Below are 23,870 nucleotides of genomic sequence, written 5' to 3' on the forward strand. Positions count from 1 at the left end.
GCCGTCCGGACGGCCGGAGCTTCGACCGCAGGCAACTCGGGAACAGGCAGCCATACGGCCGGCTCTTCGGATTCCGTGTCTTCAACGGCTGCTTCGCGGGCCTCGTCCGCCCCATCCGCCCGGAAATGCATCCAGCGGCTCCTCGGTTCGTAGACCAGCCTCAGCTCATCCTTTTCCGTGTCGTCGACCGAGTTGTGTAGGAAGACCAGCCGCAGGTCCAGCCTGGCGGTATCCGCAATCTGGCGCAGAAGCCGCTCCTTCGGAACAATTGACTCCGGGACTTTCGGCTTCGTCTGCCGGCCGAAATACCGGAAATCGCTGACGATGCCGCTGCGATGAACCTTGACCCGGAAGCCCGACATCGGCAGCGGCAGCCCCATAACCTCTTGCTCATAAAAGAATAGCGTTCCGGAGTCTGCGGACTTGATACGCGTCAGGGAAAACGGCTTCAGCGCCACCGGATAATGGTCGAGCGCAAACTTCTCCGCTCGGAGCCGCAATTGTTCCACAGACAGCTCCGGCAAATCGCTGGCCGCCTCCTCCACATCGATCGTATACTCGACTAGATCCCCTTGATCGTTAAGCTCCACGGACAAGCCGCTTTCCTTGCCGGGCTTGCTCCATACGGGGTCTTCGCCCGCTTTGGTCCAGACGAACATGGCCCGTCCACCTTCGCGCTTGTCTTCGTGATAATCCGCAATCGTAAGCTCGTACGCTTCCGGGATGTCGAAGAGCTCCTCCGTCCGCAGCTTCAATTCGGCCAGCTTGCGCTGCAAGGCTTCCTCGCCGGATAATTCGGAAGCCCCGGCTGATGGGGACGGGCTTGAGCCTGCCGGTTCGTCCGGGTTATCGTATCGTTTGCGCAATTCCTTCAACCCCCTGTGCAAAATGGTTTTCACCGTGCCTGTCGGCTTGCGGAGCAACACGGCAATCTCCTCGATCGACATATCGTGCCAATATTTGAACTCGATCACCTGTCTCTGCTTCGGCTCAAGCTGCCGGACCGCCTTACGCAGGTCGAGACGGTCGTCGGGATCGGGCTCAAGCGCCGGCTGACGTTCGGCTGCACGGCTATCGTCCGGCACCAGCCGCAGCCGCTTGTCCAGCGTCGTCAGCGCGCAGTTGATGACGATGCGGGTCAGCCAAGTGGCGAAAAATTGCGGCTGCTTCAGCTTCGGCAGTCCGACAAGCGCCTTGTAGATCGCCTCATGGACCACATCCTCCGCGTCCATGTCCTGCCGCACGTAATAATAAGCAATCCGGCGCAGGCGGTCCTGCTGTTCCTCGATCAGAGCCAGGAAAGCTGCGTGATTTCCCGCTTGGGCTTCTCTGACCCGGTCGCTACGGTTCATGTCTTCCCCTCCCGTGTATACCCTTTAGACCGGCGAGAGCGCATTTAGGTTTCAGAGGTTCGAAAAAAAATACTCGATCAGCTCGGCCTTAATCTTCTCCGGCGGGTGCCCGGATGTATTGCGGGTGTTGCCAAGCATACGCTCAATTCGCGCTGCCCGGCAGCCTTGCTCAATATCGAGCTCTTTCGCCAAAATTATACATTTTATCCCAAAATAATATTTTCCCTCTCTCGCTATCAACCTTTCTTCCGAACGCTCCTCGGCACGTCGTTCTTTTGACCTACGCTTTCATCCTTCCTGGCACACGCCATCCGATAATTTTGTAGCCACCCTCCACCGAGTTAACCTATGGTTATTTCATTGGCAGACCCCCCTGTAATTTTCTTTTTGAAAACGAATACATTTTATTAAAATTGTATTGAAAACACTGGTATATTGTGGTAGCTTGGTAATATATTTTTACAATCTTAATATTACAAATATCCCAGTAATTTTTTACCACACCTAGAATTTGGGACGAGCATTCACTTCCTATCCGGCCTTCCTCCATGCTCCTGCCGTCCCCGAGCCGCTAGTCCTGCTGCTCTACTCCCTACTTCATTAGAACCTGCATAACCAACGCGGCAGTCGATGCGTCTTGCGTAATTTTTGCCAAGGGATCACAGAACGATTCATCGTCGTTCTTGATTATATAAAATAATGAAAAAGGAGCGAGCTTATGAAGATTCGCAAATGGCTGGCTACAACGGTCATCCTGACTGTTGTCGGCGCAACGGCAGCCGGATGTACTGGCGGCAACACCGGTACGCCCCCCGGTACGGGAACTGAAGGCGGCGAGAAGAGCGCTGCCCCCAAGCAGGAGATCACCCTTAACTTCAGGACGGAACCGGGGGCGATGGACGTCTCCAAATCGACGCAGGTGGCAGCGTTTACCGTCATGAACGCCGTTAGCGAAGGGCTGTACCGTCTGAATAAGGACGGCAAAGCCGAGCCGGGGCTGGCGAAAGACATGCCGAAAATTTCGGCAGACGGTAAAACGTACACGATCCAGCTGAAAGACAATTTGGTCTATTCCGACGGCCAGCCGGTCAAAGCCGAAGACTTCGTCTACTCGTATCAGCGTACGCTGGACCCTTCGACCAAGGCGTTGTATGCGTTTATGGTAGCTTGGGTCAAGGGCGGGGCGGACGTGCAAAAAGCCAAGACCCCCCAAGAGCTAGAAGCGGCGAAGAAGGCGCTCGGCGTCAAGGCGCTGGATGAGAAAACCGTGGAAATCACCTTGGAACGCCCGATTCCGTTCTTCACCGAGCAATTATCCTTCCTGCAATTTTTCCCGCAACGCAAAGACATCGTCGAGAAATACGGCGACAAAAACGGCGGAGACGCAGAATCTGCCATCGGCCCGGGTCCGTTCAAGCTGGCCCAATGGGACCATGAGCAGCAGCTCGTCTTAGTCAAAAACGATAAATATTGGGACAAAGATAAAGTCAAACTGGAAAAAATTACGCTGAACATCGTCAAAGACGAAAACACCGGTCTGAACCTGTTCCAAACCGGAGCGACCCAGTTGCAAAACATTACCCGCGAGAGCATCAACCAATGGGAAGGAAAGCCGGAATTCGTCCTGCAGCCCGAGCTGTCTTCCTGGTATATTAAGCTGAGCCAGGATAACGTCCCGGCCTTCAAAAACAAAAAAGTCCGTCAAGCGCTGGCGCTTGCCATCGATACCAAAGCATTCATCGAAACGGTTACAGGCAAAGGCCCCGTACCGGCTACCGGCTTCGTACCGAACGGAACGAGCGACGGCAATGGTGGAGAGTTCCGCAAAAAAGCAGGCGACCTACGGCCGAAATTCGATCCGGCCAAAGCGAAGCAATTGCTGCAAGAAGGCTTGAAAGAGCTGGGCGTGGCGCAGCTGCCGAAGTTCAAGCTTCAAGCGGACGACAACGGGGTCGGACCGAAATCCGTCGAGTTCATCCTCGCCCAGTGGAAGCAAAATCTCGGCGTCGACGCCATCGGCGAGCCGGTTCCGCACAAGCTCCGGGTGGACAACGAGAACAACCACAAATACGAAGCGTCTCTCTCCGGCTGGAGCGCCGATTACAACGATCCGATGACGTTCCTCGAAATGTTCGTGACCGGCAACGAATTCAACGATGCCGGTTGGTCCAATGCCGAATACGACAAGTTAATTAAAGGCGCGCAAGTCGAGATGGACAAAGCGAAACGTTCCCAGTTAATGGTCGACGGCGAAAAAATACTGATGGAGGAAATGCCGCTCATCCCGAACTACTTCCGCTCCCTGAGCTGGCTCAAAGACCCGAAGCTGCAAGGTGTGGTCTTCCCGCCGTATGCGCTTGAATATGAGCTCAAATGGGCGTATGTGAAGTAAGCTCGAGCTAAAAAGGCGAAAGCCGTCCTTCCCGTAGATTCGTCAACGGAGGACGGCTTTTTCTATGATTGTACTCTGGACGGTACCATTGTTAGAACGGAGGCCGCGCCTTATAATCAGGGTATCGCTTAACAGCAGCGTTAGCTGCCCGAAAGGAGAGTCCCGCATGGCATCGGCTTCATCCCGCCCAAGAGCGGTCATTATCGGCGCCGGTATCGGCGGATTGTCCGCAGCCATTGCGCTGCAAACCACAGGGTGGGACGTCTCGGTCTACGAGAGGACCCACTCCCTGTCAGGAATCGGCGCCGGCATCGTGCTCGCCGCCAATGCCATGAAAGCGCTGCGGCAGCTTGGAGCGGACGAGCAGGTAAGCCGCCTCGGAGCCCCTGTGCGGCAAGCGGAGATTTATACATCGGACGGACGGCTGCTGGTGTCGCTTCCGACAGAAGAGCAAGCCCGGCGCTACGGGGCGCAGAGCTACCTGATCCACCGGGCCAACCTGCATTCCGTGCTGCTCGACCGTCTGGAGCTCGGGACGATACGTACGGATAAGAAATTGCGCCGCTGGGAGCAAAACGAGCGGAGCGTCAAGGCCGTTTTCGAGGACGGCACTACCGCCGAGGGGGACGTGCTGATCGGCGCCGACGGCCTTCACTCCGCCGTTCGGTTGCAGCTCTTCGGCGAGAGCGCCCCGCTTCGTTATGCCGGATATTCCGCGCTGCGGGGCATCGCACAATGGCACGACGAACGGTATCCGTTCGAGCAAGGCGGCGGCTTCGAGGCCTGGGGGCCGGGCAAGCGGTTCGGCGTCTCGGCGATCGGGCAAGGGCACATCTTCTGGTTCGCCGCCATCAACGCGCCGCAAGGCCAAGAATTCCCGCCCGCCGAGAGGAAGGCGGCCGCGCTGCGCCAATTTCGCGGTTGGATGGAACCGATCGAGGCGCTGATCTCTGCGACGGATGAGGCCTCCATCCTTTCGCACGATATTTTCGACCGCCGGCCGCTCGCCGGCTGGAGCCGGGGGCGCGTGACCTTGCTCGGCGACGCCGCGCATCCGATGCTGCCCAACCTCGGGCAAGGCGGGGCGCAGGCGATGGAAGACGCTCTTGCGCTAGCCCGCTGCTTGCGGCAGGCGTGCGGCACGCCGGGCACTCCCGATGCCGCCATCGCTCTGCAGCAATATGAGCGGGAGCGGTTCGGACGGACCGCGCTGGTCGTCCGCAGGTCACGCGCGATGGGCCGGATGGTGCAGCTCGCGCACCCCGCCGCCATTACCGTCCGGAACCGGCTGCTTCGCCTGCTTCCCGCCCGGATGCAAATCAGCCGCCTGGACTGGCTGGTCGGGTATGAGCCCTGACCCCGATCAGCGTCCCAGTACGGTCAGCACTTCATCAACCGGCAGAGCAGCAATCGTTCTTCCTTCGCGCCCCGAGGTCGTCTCCGCCATAAACAAGGAGTTGTAGATCGCTTCCTCCGTCGCCTCCGCGACGGCCCGGAAGCATTCGGACATCAGCCGACCGTCTTCGCGAACGACGCGGAGCTCCAGCACACCGGAAACCGGCGTATGCGGAATGCGGTTGCCGTTGCTGAAGGCGATCACGATGTCGCCGCTTCCGTGATGAGCGATCGAGCCGGTGCGCGCCAAGCCGAAGCCCGCCCGTTTGGCAATCCGCTTCAATTGGCGGGCGTCCATCGGCAAATCGGTGCCGACTACGATGATGATAGAGCCGTCGTTGTCCCGCGCTTCCTCCGGCTTCGCCCGAAGGAATTCGCCCACAGGCTTCCCAAGTATGGTCAAATCTTCTCCCAGGCCGAAGTTCGTCAGCACCAGCACGCCGAAGTGGTAAATCGCCCCATCCACTTCCACCTGTCTGGACGATGTCCCGATTCCTCCCTTATAGCCGAAGCAGACCATCCCGGTTCCGGCTCCGACCGCTCCTTCCGAGACGCGGCGGTCCGTGGCTGCCCATCCCTGCCCGATCGCTTCAATCGCATGCTCCGGACGAACGTGAAGCCCTCTCATGTCGTTCAGCAGCGAGTCGTTGCACTCCCCCGTGACGACGTTCAGCGAGCCGTCGCGGTCTCCGATTCCATTATCCTGCGCCAGCATGTAACGAAGCGCGCCTTCGGTCACCGCCGGCACGCCGAACGTATTCGTCAGCATAATCGGCGATTCGATGACGCCAAGCTCGTCCACTTGAACCAGACCGGCCGTTTTGCCGAAGCCGTTGATCACATGCGCCGCAGCAACCGTTTTTTCGCGAAACCAATCACCCTGATGCGGCAAAATCGCCGTGACCCCCGTCCGCACGCAAGCGTCGGGGCGGTCCTCATGTAACGTCACATGCCCTACGGATACTCCGGGGACATCCGTGATGCTGTTAAACTGTCCGGTCGGCAGCTTTCCGACGGTAAATCCATAATCGCGCAATCGCTTTCTGCTCATAAACTATTCTCCCTCTATTCGTTTACGCGCCTTAGCATGCGGGAGCCATAGAAGGCGGCCCAAGCCTGCGGATCGTCCTTGAAGAAGAAGCGGATCGGATAGCCGCTGTCTGCGATGACAAGCGTGCGGTCGTCGCTGGCCCGCAGCGTGAAGGCTTTGCCGTCAATTTCAGCGACGGGCGAGTTCCCGTCGAGGACAATGTCGACGCTGCTGCCCTCGGCGGACCGGTAAGCGCCGGCCAGACGCCGCAGTTCCTCCGGAGAGGCCTCGTACGTCGGCTCCACGCTGCTCTTTTGCTCCAAGGGGAAGCCGAGCGCCGTGTTGACGGCCGCCAGCCACAGCTCGTTTGCGGGCACGTTCGCCACGTTCGTCAAGACGACGGCCACAAGCCCGCGTTCGGGCACGAAGCCAAAATACGACGATACCCCGGGCTGACCGCCTCCGTGCTCGACAAGCGTAACACCGGAATAATCGGGGGTGATCCGCAGCGCGCAGCCGTAGAACACATTTCTGCCGATCCGGTGAATCGGCTCCCGCATCTGCGTTAAGCTTTCGCTCCTCGCCAAGGGGCGGTCGTTCGAAGGCTCGGCTTCGTTCACGTACATTTGCCCGTATTTCAGCAGATCGCGCACCGTCGACCGGATGCCGCCGCCCGCTTCATAGTTCCCCAGCCTGGGCCACGGCACCTCGTCCAGCGCCTGTGTACCGCCGCGCTTCACATACGGCACGGAGACATTATCCCAAGCGGCCAGCTCGTCCAAGCTGAACGTAGACCGCCGCATTTGCAGCGGCTCCAGAATCCGCTCGGCGATCACCGTTCGGAACGGGCGGCCCGTGCGCCGTTCGATGATCGCCCCGAGCAGCAGGAACGTGTCGTTGCAGTAGCTGAAATAGTCCCCCGGCGCTCCCAAAAGCTCGATCTCTTCGTTCGCCAAATAGTCGAGGTGCTCGGCGAACCGCCGAAGCTCCTCCCGGCGGCGCATGGGCGGGACGCCCGCCGTGTGGGAAAGCAGGTGCCGCACTTGAATACCGTCACTCCGTATCCCGCCGGAAGTGCGCAGCTTGAACTCGGGAAGGTGCTTCGTGACGGGATCGTCCAACGAAAGCTTCCCTTCCTCCGCGAGCTGTATGATGGCTAACGCCGTGAACGACTTGGTAACCGACGCGATGCCAAACACCGTATCCGGGGTAACCGGCTCACCCGTTTCCATATTTCTAACGCCGAATCCCTGTTGATAGCTGGTCTCCCCTCGCAGCGAGACGGCCACGGCCGACCCGGGGATCGCTTCTTTCTCCATCATCGCCTTCACATAGGCTTCGAATCCGGACCAGTTGCCGATCATGACAGCACCTCCCTAGACTGCGCGGTCCGCTTACTTCGGACGGTTGCGCAAAAAGTTCCCGGCGGCAAATCCGCGCACTTCTTCTTCTTTATAATATTTTAGCAGCTCGTTGATCAAGTTCTGGCTTTTGCCCGCGTGCTCCAAGCCTGCGACAAACTCGGAAATGCCGTCAAAATCCGAACCGAGCCCGATATGCCGAACGCCGCCGAGCGCGCACAAATGATCGATATGCTTTATCAAATCGGCGATCGTTACATGCCTTTCCCGCTTCACAAAGGCAGGGCAATAAATGACGTGGACTGTCCCACCCTTGGCAAACAGTGCCTTGGCCTGTTCGTCCGTTAAATTGCGCGGGTGATCGCAAATCGCCCGCGCGTTGGCGTGGCTCGCCATCGGATACTCCGCCAGCTCAACCACATCCCAGAACGCCCGCTCGCACAGATGAGCGACATCGGTCAGCAGCCGGTGCTCGTTATTGAAGTACACAATATCCCGGCCGAACGTGGTAAGTCCGGCGCCGCGCGGCTCCAGCACGCCATCGGCAGCGAGGTTGGCGTAGTTCCAGGTCAAGCCGACCGCACGCACGCCGAGCTGATATAAAATGTTCAGCTGGCGCAGGTCGTTGCCGATGGGATCGACGCCTTCCAGCGTCAGCATGGCTCCGATCTGCCCCGGTTCGAGCGCGTCAAAATCGGCCCAGTCTCGAATCGGCTTCATTTCCGGATGCTTCCCGAGCACCTCGTCGTAGAAATAATGGATCTGATCCAGCGCCGCTTGAAATTTCTGCTCTGCCTTGAGTTGAGGCGGAACGAAGACCGCAAAGCACTGGACCTTCACACCGCCCTGCTGCAGCCTTGCCTTGTTCGTTGCCAGCTCCTCCGAACTGCCGTACGACAGCTCCCCGCCGCTTTTCCAGAGCTTATACAGCACGTCGCAATGAAAGTCGATGATTTCCATGTTTTTCCCCATTTCTTGACCCAGCCTTTCCTAGTCCTGCCCCGTCATTGTCCCGTCATTGTGCGGAACCGTTCGTACAGCGCCCGCGCGACCGGTCCGGGCTTACCGTCCCGGATCAGGCTTCCGTCCTCGAAACGAACGACCGGCATCACTTCCGTCGTCGTACTGGTGATGAACGCTTCGTCCGCCTGCCGCAGCTCCTCCGGCGTAAACGATTGTTCGACGAACGGGATGCGCAGCTCGTGCGCGATCCGCTGCACCGCCATTCTCGTCATGCCCGCCAAAATCTGATTGGACAGCGGCGCCGTCCGGATCGCTCCGTCTTTGACCATGTATACGTTGGAGCTTGTTCCTTCCGTCACATACCCGTCCCGTACGAAAACCGCTTCAAGGCATCCGCGTTCAGACGCGGCTTGCTTGGCTAAAATGTTGGGCAGCAGGTTGAGCGACTTGATCCAGCAGTTCAGCCACCGCTCGTCCGGATGAAGCATGACGCTGATGCCGGAAGCCCTTGCCTCGGCCGGTATTTCCCGAAACGGCTTCGCCGTCATCGAGACGGACGCCGGGCAGGCCGGGAACAAATGATTGCGGGGGGCGATGCCGCGGGTCGCCTGCACATACAGATCGAGATTCGACAGCCCGCTTTTTTGCGTCAATTCGCCGATAATCCGCTTCAACGACTCGCCGTCGTCCCCGATCTCCAGACGGATCGCCGCAGCGCTCTTGAACAACCGGTCCAAATGCTCGTCGAGCATAAAAGGCCGCCCCTTGTAGACCCGGATCACCTCATATACGCCATCCCCGAATTGATGTCCCCGCTCGTCGATCGGAACGGCCGGTTCGTCCGACTGGATAAAGCTCCCGTTGAAATAAGCCAGAGCCATGATGCAGCCCCTCCCTGGTTAAATCTCCATGTTATTAACAAACTAATCGATTTCCGCAGGCCGGTCCAATAGGATAATGACATGAAGGGTATAAGAAAATATAATACGAGCATAGGGGGCGTTTTATGAATACGGATCATGTTGAATGTTTTGTCATGGTGGCTCTGATCGGTAGCTTCAGCAAAGCGGCCAACCTGCTGTATTTGTCCCAGCCTACGGTAAGCCAGAGGATCAAAGCGCTCGAAGCCGACTTGAACTGCAGGCTGTTTCAACGAACGGGCCATGCCATCGCCTTGACGGAGGAAGGCGAAAGCTTCCTTCCCTATGCCAAAAGCATGCTGCAATCGCTTCAGGACGGGCAGCAGGCGATCCAGCGGATTCACGGAAAATTGGAAGGCGAGCTGTCCGTCGCTTCCGTTTTCGGGGCGGCCTTTTACCTGCTGCCCCAGCTCGTGGAGCAATTCCAGACGCTTTACCCGAAGGTGAAGCTGACGCTTTTAACCGGGCATTCGCATCAGGTGCTCGATATGGTGTTGAATCATGAGGTATCCTTCGGGATCGCCCGCGCCGTCAATCATCCGCAGATCCGGCGCATTCCGATCCTGAAGGACGATATGCTGCTGGCGGTCTATCCGGGCCATCCGTTTCACGACCGCAAGCAGGTGACGATCGAGGATGTCGCCAAGGAACGGCTCATTTTATTCAATCGCGGGTCGCTCGACTGGACACTGATTAACGGGGCGTTCAGCCACTATCGGCTGGACCGGCACGTGGTCATGGAGGCGGATAACATCGAGGTGGTCAAGCGGATGGTCAAGCAAAGGCTGGGCATCGCGTTTCTGCCCCGCTTCTCGATCCTCCACGATCTGGAGAGGGACAAGCTCCGCGAGGTGGAAGTCGCCGGACTGCCGCAGCTGAACCGCAACTTCGAGCTGATTTATTTGAAGGACATGTCGCTGAACCAGATCATGGAGCAGTTTATCGGCTTCTTATGCCAGCACCATGCGCAGACCGGCCATTGGCCGGATCAGGGATAAGAACGAATGTGGCAAGCTTGGCAGAGCTTCCGCGCGTTATTCTAAGCCTTCTCCCCGCGGGCGTTCCGAAAGGCGTGCGAAAAAACGCCGGAAACCATGGCTCCGGCGCGGGCGATTCTAATGTATACTTATCAGGAGAAACAATCATTTGTGCGAAGGAAGCAAAAGAATGGATATACGGAAATTGCGCTACTTTATTGCAGTGGCGGAAGAGCTTCATTTCAATCGTGCCGCGGAAAAATTGAACATGACACAGCCTCCCCTCAGCCAGCAAATTCAAGCGCTGGAAAAGGATCTTGGCGTGAAATTGCTGGAACGCAGCAAAAGACAGGTTCGTCTTACGCCGGCGGGAGCCGTTTTTTTAGAAGAAGCCAAAACGATTTTATCTCAATTGGAGCGGTCTATTAAGACGACGCAGCTTGCGGGTCGAGGCATAAGCGGCCATTTGGTTATTGCGTTCGTGGACTCGGCCGCGGGCGGTTTAATGATCGATATTCTAAAAGGTTTTCGGGAACATTTCCCGCAAATACAGCTTACTTTGCGCGAGATGACTTCCGCCCAGCAAGAGCAGGCCTTACTTGACGGAAGCGTTCATGTCGGCTTTCTCCGTGCCATTGAACCGGCGAAGCATCTGGCTTATCGTACATTCGCAATAGAATCGCTCTTTGCCGTACTGCCCGAACAGCATCCGTTAGCCAGGCAGCCGCTTCTGTCCGTCAGCTCGTTGGAATGTGAACCGTTCGTCTTGTTTCCGCGTCATCTGGGAGCCGATTTTCATCGCCTGATCATGGAATTTTGCTCCCAACATGGCGTTTATCCGAATGTCGTACAGGAAGCTATTCAGATGTACACCATTGTAAACTTGGTTGCCGCGAACTTGGGCGTTTCCATCGTGCCTTCTTCCGTTGCCGAATTTCGGCGCAGCGGCGTCGTATTCCGGCCCTTTAAGGAAAGCGCACCGCCGGTTCCTCTCTATGCCGCTTGGAGAACCGATACGGATAAGGCTGTCTTGTCAGCCTTTCTCGAGACCATGGAGGCCGTATGTTCGGCGGCTATGGCTCGCGGATAAACTGCCAATCAACCGGTTTTTCCTGGATCGCGCTCAACCAGTCCTTCTAAGATATGGTCGATTTGCCTCATCGTTTCAGGATCAAGACGAAGCCCTGCAGCCTTGACGTTCTCTTGTACTTGCTCCGGCTTGGATGCCCCGATAATGGCGGCTGACACCTGCGGATTTTGCAGCACCCATGCTATGGCAAGCTGCGGCAGCGTCAACCCGGCTTCGTGCGCCAGGGAAGAGAGCCTGGAGACAGCCTGCAGCACTTCGGTACGCATCCACTGCCCTGCCAATCGCTCGAAAAAGGAAGCCCCAGCCGGCGTCGAAGCACGGGAGCCTTGGGGAATCGGCTTATCCGGCATATATTTCCCGGAAAGAATTCCTTGTGCAAGCGGCGACCAGACCACCTGTCCGATTCCTTCCCGCTCGCAGGCCGGGACGACTTCCGCTTCGATAACGCGCCATAACATCGAATATTGGGGTTGACTCGCGATCAGCGGAACCTTCAATTCCCGTGCCAATGCCGCCCCCTCCGCAATTTGTCCCGCCGTCCACTCGCTTATCCCGATATATAGCACTTTTCCTTGCCGAACCAGATCCGAAAAAGCCAAAAAGGTTTCTTCAAGCGGCGTCCTCTCATCAAAACGGTGCGCATAATAGACATCGATATAATCCGTCTGCAATCTGTTCAACGAAGCATGGCAGGCTTCCATAATATGCTTGCGGGAAAGCCCTCTGTCGTTCTGTCCGGTTCCTGTCGGATGGAAAACCTTGGTGCACAGCTCGACGCTTTCGCGGCGCACTCCTCTCAAAGCTTGGCTCAGCACCGTTTCCGCTTTCGTATCCGAGTAAACATCCGCTGTGTCAAAGGTAGTAATTCCTGCATCCAACGCGGCTCGGACACAAGCATAGGCTGTGTCGTTGTCCACTTGAGCGCCGTGGGTAATCCAGTTTCCAAAAGCAATCTCGCTTATAGACAAGCCGCTCGCGCCCAATCTTCGATAGTTCATCTTATCTACCTCCTCTCAGGTTACAATCCGATTATAATCAACCAAAATTAATAGGTAAAATATTCTTTTTTATAGGTATTAATTCAAAATTCATATTTATTGCGAGAAATAAAAAGAACGCCCGACTTTGCTAAGTCGGACGTTCTTTTATGTGCAAGCCCTTGCGTTTGCCCGCCGGAGGAACGGTTACGGAACACCGGTACAATGGAACTCATTCGTTCCCTTGTTCGTCCTCCCTGGCCGTCTTCCGCTGCTTATGGCGGGGATTACCCGATCGCCCAGTTGCCTTGACGGAACAACGGCTCGCGGGTGCCGTCCGGCAGCTCGCCGTCAATATCCAGCTCCGCCGAGCCGACCATAAAGTCGACGTGCGTCAGGCTGACGTTCGCGCCCTTGGCCAGCAGCTCCTCCTTGGTCATCTTCGTTCCGTTCTCGATCGTAAACGGATAGGCGCTGCCGACCGCGAAGTGGCAGGACGCGTTCTCGTCAATACCGGTATTGTAAAACACGCGGTTCAGGTTCGAAATCGGAGAATCGTGCGGCACGAGCGCCACTTCCCCCAAATATTTCGCTCCTTCGTCCGTCTTCAGCAGGGCATCCAAATATTCAAGCCCGACCTCGGCCGTATAGCTGACCACTTTGCCGCCTTCGAACGTGAGTGAAAACTTGTCGACCAGCCGGCCGTTCAAGTTTAACGGCTTCGTGCTCGTCACCGTTCCGTTCACGCCGGTCCGCAGCGGCATCGTGTACACTTCCTCCGTCGGCATGTTGGCTACGAAGTATACGCCCTGATCGTCCGTCGTCCCGCCGCCGTGCCAAATATGCCCTTCCGGCAGCTCGACCGACAAGTCGGTACCCGGAGCCCGGTAATGCAGCTTTTTGTACTTTTTCTCGTTGAGCTTCTCCTTGACCTGCTTCAACCGGCCGATGTGCTCCTTCCAAGCCGCCACGGGATCGTCCGCGTCGACCCGGTTCATTTTGAAGATCGTATCCCACATCACCCGGACACGCTCTTCCTCCGGAAGCTCGGGGAACACCTTGGCCGCCCAGGCGCGCGTCGGCGCTTTCACGAGACACCAACTGAACTTTTTGTTGCGCACGTAGCTTTGGAATTTTTCTCTCGCCACAGCCGCCGCTTTGGTCGCCCGCGTCACTTTGTCCGAATCGATGCCCTTGTACAATTCCGGATCAGGCACTTTGATGTTGATCAATGCCCCGCCGTTCTCCGCCAGCTGCTCCATCATCGGCGGCATCCACTGCGGGTAGTAGTCGAACGACTCGTCGGGCGCATATAAGAAACGGTTTCTCGTCACTTCCTCGTCATCCCATTGAACCTGCACGTATTTCGCTCCCGCTTCGTATGCCTTTTGCACGACTTTACGGGTGAACGGCGCAGCTTCCAGCGGCGATTCGATGTGAAGCACTTGTCCGGGCTGAACGTTCGCTCCGACCCGGACGACAAGCTCCGCGTATTTTTCCAGACTTCGGTCAAAAGCTTCCATGTCCCTGTCTCCTGTCCTATCGATTGGTTACCCGTACCATTATACTAGAAGTCGGAAGACGAACCAAGCGTACTCCCAGACTCGGATCCGGTCAAACCAAAAGAGCCCCTGACCTGTTCCATGAACCGGCCGGGACTCCTTGAGATCCGATGTTAGTTAGCCTCCTACACCGTTATCGTGGAAGTAATGCATTTTTACCGGCTCGTTTGCCGGCGGTTGATACGATACGGACAGGCCGTTCAAGAAAATGAACCCCAAAGTCAGAAGCACCATCATTTTTTTCATCAAGCGGACACTCCCTCCAAAATTTTCTCATATTCCTTCTTCTGCTGTTCTGTCGCATGGTCAACATACTTCCAGAACAAAGAAACGCATTTCTCGAACCCCGAATAATAACGCAATTTTTGGGCTAGACCCAAGGCGTGAATCAATTCGTTTAACGCTTGGTGCTTCCCTCCTCTTTTGAAGCTGTAAATGACCTTCTCATACCAAAAGTGGAACAGCTGCGTGCCATTGATGTGATCGCAGATCGTCCCGACGGTCGGGATTCTCTTTTCGAATTTGGCCAGGACCGCGTCAACGGAAAAATGGTACCGGTTTGCGGCTTTCATGACGACCGATAAACTGGGAAGGATTTGATTCGGATATTCGTCCAGATAGGCGGATAATTCGGGCAGTACTTTGAGGTTCCCCGTATTCAATTCGAGGATGAGCCCGTTTCCTTTACCCCATATCCGGAATTTCTCAACCTCCTTTTTACCGACCTCGTCAAGACCTTGGAACCATGAAAGATCGGAATACTCCTGCACGCAGCGCTTGGCCTCTTCATATTGTTCCAGTTTGGTTAGCGCCACCCCTTTCATCAGACAGCCTTGACCGTAGTACACGACTAAATGCCGTTCCGTTTGCAGCGGTTTATACAGTTCGTTATGTATCAGCTTTTCGTAGATCGCAGTTGCCAGCTCTCTGAGTTCATCGGCGTACTGTCCGACTTTGTCCCACCGCTCGAAGGTGTAATAAACGTTGGCCATCTGCAAAAGAGCGTCCAGCCGGACATCCTCCGGCAGATGTTTGTAATGGGTTTCAAAACGAAACACGGCTTCTCTGTTTTCTTCCACCCCGGTTCCGATGAGCGATTGAAACAACCGGAACTGACTCATGACATACTGCGGGTCCTCTGTGTTTCCTTTATCGACAATTTGGCGGTAAAGCGGAATAGCCTCTTTTTTCTTTCCTTGCTCAAACAGGCTCTCCGCTAAGGAAAATTGCTTCGAACAGGTTAGCTTATCGTTCAAGAAACATTGGCCCAAGTACAATTCGTAAAGCCAACCGGGGCTGTGCCCCAACACGGATGCTATCTTGTCGAGCTGGTCTATGGTGACGGACCGGGGGTAATCCAGCTGCTCAATACGGATTCCTGCAAGTTCGCTGAATTGCGAAGGCGTGTACCCGTGGAGTTGCAACTCATTCTCCACTACCGTTCTCATACTTTGAATGGTCGTTACCATATAAAATTCTCCTCCCTGCCTATATCCATAATAGTACATCGGTCAAAGGGAAGTGTAAATAACCTACTTTTTATGTATATTACTGGTTTGTAACCGCTATCACACAAAAAATTAAAATGTAGCAAAAATTGCTCTTCGGGATGAGCACTTTTCGCATCGACACAGCTTCGTCCTTGTTTTATGATGAGGAAATAGACAATTGCGAACAAAGGAAAGAGGTCAGTCTATGGAACACGTCATCGACATTCAGGATGTATCTTGGAAAAACGGCCAGAACTATTTGCTGCACAATGTCAGCTGGACCGTGCGTCCCAAAGAGCATTGGGCGCTGCTGGGCTTGAACGGATCGGGAAAAACAACGCTGCTGAACATGATTAACGGCTATCTCTGGCCGACGACAGGGTCGGTGTCCGTGCTCGGTCACCGGTTCGGGGAAGTCGATTTGCGCGAGCTGCGCCGCTCCATCGGCTGGGTCAGTTCCTCGCTGCAGGAGAAGCTGTACGCCACTGACAAAACCCAGTATGTGGTCATCAGCGGCAAATACGCGACCATCGGCTTATACGAGCGGCTGTCCGATGAAGATCTGGACCGGGCGCAGGCGCTGATGCGCACGCTGGGCTGCACGCATCTGTGGGACCGGGAATTCCGGACCTGCTCGCAGGGAGAGAAGCAGAAGGTGCTGATCGCCCGGGCGTTGATGGCCGAACCGCACCTGCTGATTCTGGACGAGCCCTGCAACGGGCTGGATCTGTTCTCGCGCGAGAAGCTGCTGGACAGCATCCAGGAGCTGAGCTGCCAGGAGCAGTCGCCGACGCTGATTTACGTCACCCACCATACGGAAGAAATCGTTCCGGCCTTCAGCCATACGCTGCTGCTGCGCAGAGGCGAGGTAGTCCGCAGCGGTCCCACCGAAAGCATCCTGGAGGCGGACATTTTGACGGATTTTTTCGAGGCCCCTGTCGAGGTCGAAAAACACCGTCAGCGCGTATACGTACGGGCGGCCCACGGTGGGAACCCGCTTGCGTAGATTGCGTAGTGGCTTAGGAGATCCACCCAAAAAGCTTAGCTGCTTTACCTGCAAAGGAAAACGGCCAAGCTTTTTTTGTTCATCAGATGAAGCGTTCCTGCCGCGCCTCGTTAGTTTGAAGAAGACTCCGCCGTTTCGGCGATTGGCGGTTCCCCGATCATCATCTTTTGCTCGAACGGCGCCGTGAGCATCATCAAGGTATAAGAGTAGCCGAAACCCCCGCATCGGCCGAAGCAAGAACCCGTCCCGCTGCGGACCCAATTGGCCGCCCTCAAGAACAGCCGGGTCGTTACGGCGCTGCTGATCTCGTTCCTGTTCGTGACGGGATACTCGACCGTCTATACGTACATTACGCCTCTCCTGCAATCCGCAGCGGGAATGACCACGGCGCTTGTCAGCACGACGCTGTTGCTGGCAGGGCTCGCCAGTGCCGCGGGATCGCGCATAGGGGGATTCGCTACCGATAAATGGGGAATTCGGCCCACGCTGTACGTGAGCCTGCTTCTGCATGCTGCGATTCTAATCGCCTTTCCTTTCGCGGCACAGCTTATTGTCGGTGCGATGCTGGCGACCATGGTGTGGATCGGCGCCGTGCAGACGATGGTGCCTGCCCAGCAGTATTACCTGATCACCTTGTCGCCGCATTCGTCCGAAATTGCCTTGAGCGTCAATACTTCCGTCTTTCAGTTCGGGCTGGCTGTCGGAGCAGGCGTAGGCGGACTGATCGTGGACCGTTATACGGCCGCCCCTCTCGGCTGGGTCGGCGGAGCGACCGTGCTGCTTGGCCTTTTCTTCGCGTGGCTGTCGTTTTCGCTGGGCAGAACCGCCTCGTCGAAGGCCGTGCTGTCGAAGTAAAGCGGACGAACCGGGCAGTATCCTTTCGTGGCAGTTCTCTATTCATGGAGGACTGCCCTTTCCGTGTGTTCAACGTTAAAAACGATAAAAGCCTGCCAATCTCCTACGTGATGAAGATGGCAGACTTTTATGTTATCGCAGCTCGATTCGGGTCAGGGCGTCGTATCACCGGCAACCACGGTTTCCATAATTTTCTTAACCTCGACGATGTCGGTTGTTTTCCCCAGCGCCCACATGAGTTTAGGAACAATCGCTTCCGTGTTCATATCTCTGGAATTAATAATCAGGTCTTGGTTCACCTTCCGCCCGACTTCATACAGGCCCAGGTCTCCCCCTTCTTCCAGACATTGCGTCGTGAGAACGACTGCGATCCCCGCCTCGATCAGCTCGTTGATTTTCGGAATCAGATTTCTTTCTTGGAACGGCAATCCTCCGCTCCCGAACGTTTCGATTATGACGCCTTGATACAGCCCCTTCAGGCAATCAAAGAGCTCCGGTTTCGTGCCCGGAAGCAGCTTTAACAAAAAAACGTCGGGGCAAAGCGAACAATCCAGGCGCGGCTCCTTGTTCCGCACTGTCCGCACCGGATGATGATACGTAATGCTTTCCTCGATATAAGCGATATAAGGATGATTAATGCTTTCAAACGCATCGTAGCTTTTCGTTCTCATCTTCACCGCTCTTGTACCGATGATGACGCGGCCGTCAAACACAACATAGACCCCGCCCACGGGCTCGCAGGCAAAACGGATCGAATCGATAATATTTTTTTTCGCATCGGTTCTTTTGTACACAATCGGCACTTGGGAGCCGGTGATGACGACTGGCTTCGCCAGATTCTGCAGCATGTACGAAAGCGCAGCGGAGGTGTACGCCATCGTATCGGTCCCGTGGGTAATGACAAAACCGTCGTACTGATCGTAATGCTCGTAGACGGCCTTGGCAATCGTGATCCAATATTCGGGCTGCATGTTCGTGCTGTCGATCGTCATGATAATTTTGGTTTCTACCTGATAGGACCGGTTCTGTTCCGGCAAATAATGCAGGAGCTCTTCCGCACTCATTTTAGGAGCCAGCCCGTTTTCGCCCGGGACGGAAGCAATGGTCCCGCCGGTCGATAACAGAAGTATTTTTTTCATATCTATCCAAGCACCCTTTCATCTGATTGGACTATACCGCCCTGAGCACAATCCATCCGAAAAAGTACGCGTAACGCGACCATATTCTTATTATAGTGAATAGACTTGCGAAAAACAACAATATTCTTATGCGTTACGCGAACAGAACATGTTATAATGAATGGGTATGAGGGGGTATTTTCCATGCTGACACGATTATCGCGACTGAGAAAAAGCAAAAAATGGTCGTTACAATATACAGCCGATCGGCTCGGCATTGCAAAAAGCACCTACGCAGGTTACGAATCGGGGTATCGGGAACCGCCGCTGGAAACGTTAAAGAAGCTCGCCGATCTGCTGGAAACATCCGTGGACTACTTGCTCGGCCGGATCGATAATCCGGCGTTTTATCCGAAAGCGTGGAAGGTCGAGCTGCACGATAAGCTGAAATTGACCGAGGCGCGCACGCGGTTCGATGTGGAGTTGATTCTGGACGGAGCGCCGCTAAACGAGGAAGAAATCAAGCAATGCATCGCGTTTATCCGCACGAAGCGCAAGCTCGACACGAACGATTGACGCGAACGATCGATGTTCTCCCCGTAAGAAAGTCGTCGCCTTAATAAGATTTATAGCACAAAAAAAGCTTAGCCGTTCCCCCCAGGGAATAAATACGACTAAGCTTGATGTGTTGAAGCACGCAGCTCCATTACATCTTTGCCGATCCGCTAACCATCGCGAACCGGATATGCTGCCATTTTCGGGAACGCCAGCGCAGCAGCATGCTCGCGCCGCGCAGAAACTCGTCGACAATAAAAGCAAGCCATATTCCGGGGATGCCCAAATTCCATACGATCCCAAAAAGATAAGCCAACGGAATGCTAAGGCCCCACATCGAAATGAGGCCCATGACCACCGGAAATTTAACATCTCCGGCGGCATTCAGCGCTCCGATGACAATCACATTGCATGCGCGCCCCGCTTCTAGCAGCAGCGATAGCAGCATCAGGGTTTGCCCGAGACGGATCACTTCCGGATCGTTCGTAAACAGGCCGAGCAGCGGGCGGGAACAAATGACGAGCAAGCAGCCTATGCCAAAATTAATCGCCCATCCGATACGCAAGTTCCGATAGCACATGCGATAAGCGGTATCATGTTGACCTGCTCCAATCAAGCGGCCGATCATCATCGACGTCGCTTGCCCGATCGAGATCGAAACTAAAAAGACGAATGTGGTTATGTTCTGGGTATATATTTTGGTCGTCAGCGCCGAAGTGCCCAGCATCGTAACAAAATACGTAATAAAAATTTGCGAAGCGTTATAAGAAATGTTTTCCCCCGCCGATGGAATGCCAATTCTGGTCATTTCCTTGACTTCGTTGACCGGCAGCCGAAACATGTCTTTCCAGGAAAGAGGATACGGCAAATACTTGATCAGCAGAAATAGCGCAAGGCCTACTCCAAATAACCGGCTGGCGTTGGTCGCCAGGGCAACTCCTTCTACACCCAAAACCGGAATACCGAAAGGGCCGTATAAGAACAAAAAGTTCCCGGCAATATTGATCATAATGACGGAGAAAGACAGTAGAAGCATCGGCTTCAGAAAACCGTGCATCCGCAAAACCGCGTCTGCCGTACTAATGATCGCTACGGTGAAAGATAGCATCCCCACCGTCGACAAAAATGTATATCCGTCCTCCATCAGCTCCGGCGGCAGCTTCATCAAGCCCAATAACGGCTTGGCCAGAATAAACAAAGCCAGACTGACGACGAGACCCAGTACAAGGTTCATCCCCATCGCAATCGAAGCCATTCTCGCGGCTTCCCGTTCTTTTCCCGCGCCGAGCAATTGCGAAATCAGCACGCTGAGCCCTACGGTAACAAATCCGAACATCAATTGGGCCACGGTTAACACATGAGCGGCCACGCCCACGGCGGCCACCGCTTGATCCGAATAGTTGCTGAGCATCAGGGTGTCTATATTCAATATAAGGGTTTGAAGCAGCTGCTCTATAAAAATGGGACCCATTAACCGAAATAAGGTGAACTGTTTATCTTGCTGTTTTTCCATACCATCCGCCTTCTAGCTCTTCAAGAAGCCACCTCGTTCATGAATGTCGCGGCAGCTGGCTTTCTCCACCAGTTCGTGCTCCAGCACGATCGTCCTTGCCGGGCGCGAACGCTGTGCGTGATCGTTTTGCTCGATAAGCTCCATAAGCAGTTCAACGGTCGCTTGTCCTATTTTGTCCATCGGCTGTTGGATGGTCGTGAGCCTTGGCCGGATCACATCGGACATTTGGTTCCCGTCGAAGCCTATGACAGATATATCATCGGGCACACGCAATTGATGATCTGCAATGCAGTTGATGGCGCCAACCGCCATATCGTCGCTCGCCGCAAATACGGACGTAAACGAACCGCCGGCTTCGGCCAGAAGCTCGTTCATTAACCGGTAGCCGCTGGCCAGCTTGTAATCGCCGAATCGGATGATCGATTCGGCTACTGGAATGCCGTAGTCCTTGCAAGCGGCGAGGTAGCCTTCGTAACGCTTTCTTCCCGCGCATAAGTCCCGCATGTCTCCCGCAATCATCGCGATACGCCGATGACCCTTGCGGATAAGATAAGCGGTGGCATCGTAAGCGGCCTTGAAATCGTCAATCATCACCGTCGGCAGATTCATCCCCAATTCGGCATGGACCACAAGCGGAATTTGATTTTTTTGCAAAAAAAGCCGGATATGATCGTTCAGCTTTTCATGCATGAGCACAATGCCGTCCACACGCATCTCCTGAAACACATTCAAATATTTGACGACCTTGTCCGTATCTTCGACAATGTTGGAAACAAGCAGGTTGTAGCCTCTGCGCCCCAAGGTCTCCTCGATGTTGCTCAGAATCGTCGCCTGGAAATTGGACGTAATATCGGGGATAATGACTCCGATCAGATTGGTTTTATTCCGTTTCAGACTCTTGGCGATCAAACTGGGCGAATAATTGAGCTGCTCGATCGCTTGACGCACTTTCTTTTCAAGCTTTTCGCTCACATGCTCGCCCTTGTTCAAAACTCTGGACACGCTCGTGACCGAAACGCCTGCCACACGTGCCACATCCTTGATTTTCACACCCATACGTTGCTTTCCTCATTTCAAAACAATAATTCAACGAGCCGCATACATCCGCTCCCGCAAAGCTGCCGTGGCGCTCACGTCCAACGTGGAGACCGCGTCCAGCTTCATCTCGGCATAAGCCGGAAACATCCCGCTTTCGGGCAACGTATACACCCAGACAAGCAGTCCGTGTTCGTGGGCACACTGCACCAGAACTTCACGGCACGAAGGATAGTCCACATTGATTCCGGCAAATCCTTTTTGCTGGGCCATGCTGCACAAATCCCGTACGGCGGCCTCATAGGCCGCGCCGTTCATCTCTTTTAGCGCTTCCGGCGTATTCCACATTACTCTATCACGATAGGGAAGATTTGTAATCGTTTTTGTTTCGCCTGTAAAATAAATCTGGTCCCACATCTTCAGTGAGTTCAGCAGCTCGATGACGGGGAGCGCTGCGGCATCGGTCTTGATATCCAAATTAAACGAGACCTGCTGCCCCTTGAACGCCTGCAGCACCGTCTCCAGCCGTTCCAGCTCCCGTCCTGCGGGAAGCATGAAGGGGTTCCTTGCCTTCAATTGGGCGTAAGTAAGCTCGGAGATCCAAGGATTATCGTCATGATAAAGCACGCATACGCCATCCTTGGTCGCTCTGACATCGACTTCCAGCACCTCCGCACCTGCCTTCCGTCCGGCGATAGCCGACTCCAGAGTATTGTCCGGCGTACCTTCGCAGCCGGTATGCGCGATAATTAGGGGCATAGCCATGCAATACACGCCTCCCGCGTTGTTTTGTGTGATCGCTTCGACGCCGTTACCGGGCTTCAAAATAGAGCGGATTCGTAAAAGCAACGTCCGCTAACGCCATGCCCAGCAAGCCATGCAGACGAACCCTCAGCCAGGTCAGCCCTTCGCTGGAAATGGCTCGGAAGAACACCGGTTCACTCTCCGTTACGGTGCCACGGCACAGCTCTCCCAGGTTGGATTCGACAATCATCGTATAGCTTGGTCCCTGCAGCAAATTATGTCCGCTTGTCCGAAACGGGGCTTGCACTTGAACCGAAAGCTCGGCGGATTCTCCCGGTGCTTGTGGAACGACATCGCCAATGCCATACGTTTGTCCGCCTGCCCGCAGTTCAAGCGTTACGAGCGGCCCCATGCTTACGCAAATGCGCCCGGAACGGATCGCCTCCACCACGGCTTCAGACGTGACAGCGCGTTCATCTCCGGCGATGCCCAGGTACGTAAAAGCCGAAGGATCGCTATTTTCGGAGGAATGGTGCCAGTCCCTGCCGGCTGTAGCGGCGATGCGCACTCCCTGATTTAACAAATTCGTCCATTGCTCGAACGCCGGGGCGTTATGGTTACGCAGCGGAGGCAGCGTTTCGTGCCATACTTCCATATAGTCGATTTGATGCCAGTCCTGGATGTCATACTCCCAATGGCACCCCGTACAAATCGGGCTGCCCATACTGAACGGATGCGCGATGCCGACCACGCCCCCTTGCCGGTGAACCCGGTCAATGCCCTTCAAAATATCTTTCGGGCCCAGATCGCGCCATTCGCAATACGGTACGCCGAGCGTCAGCATGTGCCCGTAGAATGTCGTCCACTCCATCCCCGGAACGATGCATATTCCGGTTTCGTCCGTCACTCGGGCCGCATCGGCCAGCCCCGATGTGGTGTTGTGATCCGTCAAGGCGATGCCTCGGAGACCTAGTTCTGCCGCTTTCCTGCACATATCGTGCAGCGTATGGATGCCGTCGCTGTGAGGCGTGTGGGTATGCAGTTCAAACGGAAGCCAGTTCATGCGCCGACGCTCCTCCCCGGATGCTTAATGTATAATGACACGCTTTGGTCACGACGCAATGAACGCTTATGGTAACCCGCCAGATCCCCTCTTGAATCGGGCCCGCAATAAAGCCCGGAGAGCTTTCCTTCGGCGACAATACATGATGCTGCTCATTCGGATGGCGGTGCGCCGATCCCCGGAATCCGTCCGGGTCGTCGATCGATAGCGTGAGCAGATTTTGCAGCGGAACGAACTTTTCCCATTGTTCCTTGTAGACGGGTTGTAAAGACGGGTTCACATACCTGTCGATCGTATCTTCAATCAGCTCGCGGGAGACGCTTGGGTCGTCCAATTTTTTAGGGCTGTAGCTAAAATCAATAACCAGGCATTCCGCGGGCTCAGGCATATAAAACTGATAGGTAATATGGGTTTTCGAACTGAGCGGAGTCAGCTTTCCTTCGACGATCAGCAAATCTTTCATACAGTATCC

21 protein-coding genes and 1 pseudogene are annotated in these 23,870 nt (G+C 55.3%); 7 read left to right on the top strand and 15 right to left on the bottom strand.

Annotation, left to right across the window (positions count from 1 at the left end; translation table 11 throughout):
* Positions 1–1,352 (bottom strand): sigma-70 family RNA polymerase sigma factor (locus QJ48_RS22350; protein WP_054975706.1); only part of this gene is annotated, 1,352 nt, incomplete at its 3' end.
* 718 nt (positions 1,353–2,070) lie between these two features.
* On the opposite strand from QJ48_RS22350, the gene QJ48_RS22355 reads away from it, so the two are divergent.
* The gene (locus tag QJ48_RS22355; protein ID WP_054975707.1) at positions 2,071–3,744 is read left to right on the top strand and encodes a peptide ABC transporter substrate-binding protein; all 1,674 of its coding nucleotides are present in this window, start codon (positions 2,071–2,073) and stop codon (positions 3,742–3,744) included.
* A 166-nt stretch (positions 3,745–3,910) separates the two neighbouring features.
* A complete protein-coding gene (locus QJ48_RS22360; RefSeq protein ID WP_054975708.1) occupies positions 3,911–5,101 on the top strand; it encodes an FAD-dependent monooxygenase in 1,191 nt (396 codons plus the stop codon).
* Between the two features lie 6 nt (positions 5,102–5,107).
* On the opposite strand, the gene QJ48_RS22365 is transcribed toward QJ48_RS22360, so the two are convergent.
* The 4 genes from QJ48_RS22365 to dat are packed head-to-tail and all read right to left on the bottom strand — an operon-like array spanning position 5,108 to position 9,374.
* Positions 5,108–6,190, bottom strand: coding sequence for a P1 family peptidase (locus QJ48_RS22365; RefSeq protein WP_054975709.1), 1,083 nt, complete (start codon positions 6,188–6,190; stop codon positions 5,108–5,110).
* A gap of 14 nt (positions 6,191–6,204) precedes the next feature.
* Positions 6,205–7,533, bottom strand: a complete 1,329-nt coding sequence (locus QJ48_RS22370) for a serine hydrolase (protein ID WP_054975710.1) — start codon at positions 7,531–7,533, stop codon at positions 6,205–6,207.
* A 30-nt stretch (positions 7,534–7,563) separates the two neighbouring features.
* Positions 7,564–8,490, bottom strand: a complete 927-nt coding sequence (locus tag QJ48_RS22375; protein WP_054975726.1) for a dipeptidase — start codon at positions 8,488–8,490, stop codon at positions 7,564–7,566.
* Positions 8,491–8,534: 44 nt separating this feature from the next.
* Positions 8,535–9,374: a D-amino-acid transaminase gene (gene dat, locus QJ48_RS22380; protein ID WP_054975711.1), complete on the bottom strand. Its 840-nt coding sequence runs from the start codon at positions 9,372–9,374 to the stop codon at positions 8,535–8,537.
* Positions 9,375–9,499: 125 nt separating this feature from the next.
* Between dat and QJ48_RS22385 the strand changes: the two genes are divergently transcribed.
* Positions 9,500–10,411: a LysR family transcriptional regulator gene (locus tag QJ48_RS22385; protein WP_054975712.1), complete on the top strand. Its 912-nt coding sequence runs from the start codon at positions 9,500–9,502 to the stop codon at positions 10,409–10,411.
* Positions 10,412–10,580: 169 nt separating this feature from the next.
* Complete coding sequence (locus tag QJ48_RS22390) at positions 10,581–11,480, top strand: LysR substrate-binding domain-containing protein (protein ID WP_054975727.1); 900 nt, start codon at positions 10,581–10,583, stop codon at positions 11,478–11,480.
* Between the two features lie 8 nt (positions 11,481–11,488).
* Here the strand turns inward: QJ48_RS22390 and QJ48_RS22395 are convergent, their stop codons facing one another.
* The 4 genes from QJ48_RS22395 to QJ48_RS22405 form a co-directional block, all read right to left on the bottom strand.
* On the bottom strand, positions 11,489–12,478 hold the full coding sequence (locus QJ48_RS22395) for an aldo/keto reductase family protein (protein ID WP_054975713.1): 990 nt from the start codon (positions 12,476–12,478) through the stop codon (positions 11,489–11,491).
* Between the two features lie 266 nt (positions 12,479–12,744).
* Positions 12,745–13,980, bottom strand: coding sequence for an aminopeptidase (locus QJ48_RS22400; protein ID WP_054975714.1), 1,236 nt, complete (start codon positions 13,978–13,980; stop codon positions 12,745–12,747).
* A gap of 156 nt (positions 13,981–14,136) precedes the next feature.
* Positions 14,137–14,265, bottom strand: coding sequence for a hypothetical protein (locus tag QJ48_RS39255; protein ID WP_258959291.1), 129 nt, complete (start codon positions 14,263–14,265; stop codon positions 14,137–14,139).
* The gene (locus QJ48_RS22405; RefSeq protein WP_054975715.1) at positions 14,265–15,488 is read right to left on the bottom strand and encodes a helix-turn-helix transcriptional regulator; all 1,224 of its coding nucleotides are present in this window, start codon (positions 15,486–15,488) and stop codon (positions 14,265–14,267) included. Before QJ48_RS22405 ends, QJ48_RS39255 begins: the two co-directional genes overlap by 1 nt.
* Positions 15,489–15,714: 226 nt before the next feature.
* Between QJ48_RS22405 and QJ48_RS22410 the strand changes: the two genes are divergently transcribed.
* Both QJ48_RS22410 and QJ48_RS22415 read left to right on the top strand, forming a co-directional pair.
* The gene (locus QJ48_RS22410) at positions 15,715–16,515 is read left to right on the top strand and encodes an ABC transporter ATP-binding protein (RefSeq protein ID WP_054975716.1); all 801 of its coding nucleotides are present in this window, start codon (positions 15,715–15,717) and stop codon (positions 16,513–16,515) included.
* A gap of 243 nt (positions 16,516–16,758) precedes the next feature.
* Positions 16,759–17,370: pseudogene (locus QJ48_RS22415) on the top strand (MFS transporter); the annotation flags it as partial.
* A 152-nt stretch (positions 17,371–17,522) separates the two neighbouring features.
* Here the strand turns inward: QJ48_RS22415 and QJ48_RS22420 are convergent.
* Entirely contained in the window at positions 17,523–18,509 is a 987-nt protein-coding gene (locus QJ48_RS22420; RefSeq protein ID WP_054975717.1) for an asparaginase, read from the bottom strand.
* 183 nt (positions 18,510–18,692) lie between these two features.
* Between QJ48_RS22420 and QJ48_RS22425 the strand changes: the two genes are divergently transcribed.
* Positions 18,693–19,064, top strand: coding sequence for a helix-turn-helix domain-containing protein (locus tag QJ48_RS22425; protein ID WP_054975718.1), 372 nt, complete (start codon positions 18,693–18,695; stop codon positions 19,062–19,064).
* A gap of 130 nt (positions 19,065–19,194) precedes the next feature.
* On the opposite strand, the gene QJ48_RS22430 is transcribed toward QJ48_RS22425, so the two are convergent.
* The 5 genes from QJ48_RS22430 to QJ48_RS22450 are packed head-to-tail and all read right to left on the bottom strand — an operon-like array spanning position 19,195 to position 23,861.
* A complete protein-coding gene (locus QJ48_RS22430) occupies positions 19,195–20,556 on the bottom strand; it encodes an MATE family efflux transporter (protein ID WP_054975719.1) in 1,362 nt (453 codons plus the stop codon).
* A 12-nt stretch (positions 20,557–20,568) separates the two neighbouring features.
* Positions 20,569–21,612, bottom strand: coding sequence for a LacI family DNA-binding transcriptional regulator (locus QJ48_RS22435; protein WP_054975720.1), 1,044 nt, complete (start codon positions 21,610–21,612; stop codon positions 20,569–20,571).
* 30 nt (positions 21,613–21,642) lie between these two features.
* The gene (locus tag QJ48_RS22440; RefSeq protein WP_054975721.1) at positions 21,643–22,356 is read right to left on the bottom strand and encodes a glycerophosphodiester phosphodiesterase family protein; all 714 of its coding nucleotides are present in this window, start codon (positions 22,354–22,356) and stop codon (positions 21,643–21,645) included.
* 46 nt (positions 22,357–22,402) lie between these two features.
* Positions 22,403–23,398: a CehA/McbA family metallohydrolase gene (locus QJ48_RS22445; protein ID WP_054975722.1), complete on the bottom strand. Its 996-nt coding sequence runs from the start codon at positions 23,396–23,398 to the stop codon at positions 22,403–22,405.
* Positions 23,379–23,861, bottom strand: coding sequence for a hypothetical protein (locus QJ48_RS22450; RefSeq protein ID WP_054975723.1), 483 nt, complete (start codon positions 23,859–23,861; stop codon positions 23,379–23,381). Before QJ48_RS22450 ends, QJ48_RS22445 begins: the two co-directional genes overlap by 20 nt.
* Between the last annotated feature and the right edge of the window lie 9 nt (positions 23,862–23,870).

This window comes from Paenibacillus sp. A3, from assembly GCF_001399685.1.
GTDB lineage: Bacteria > Bacillota > Bacilli > Paenibacillales > NBRC-103111 > Paenibacillus_G.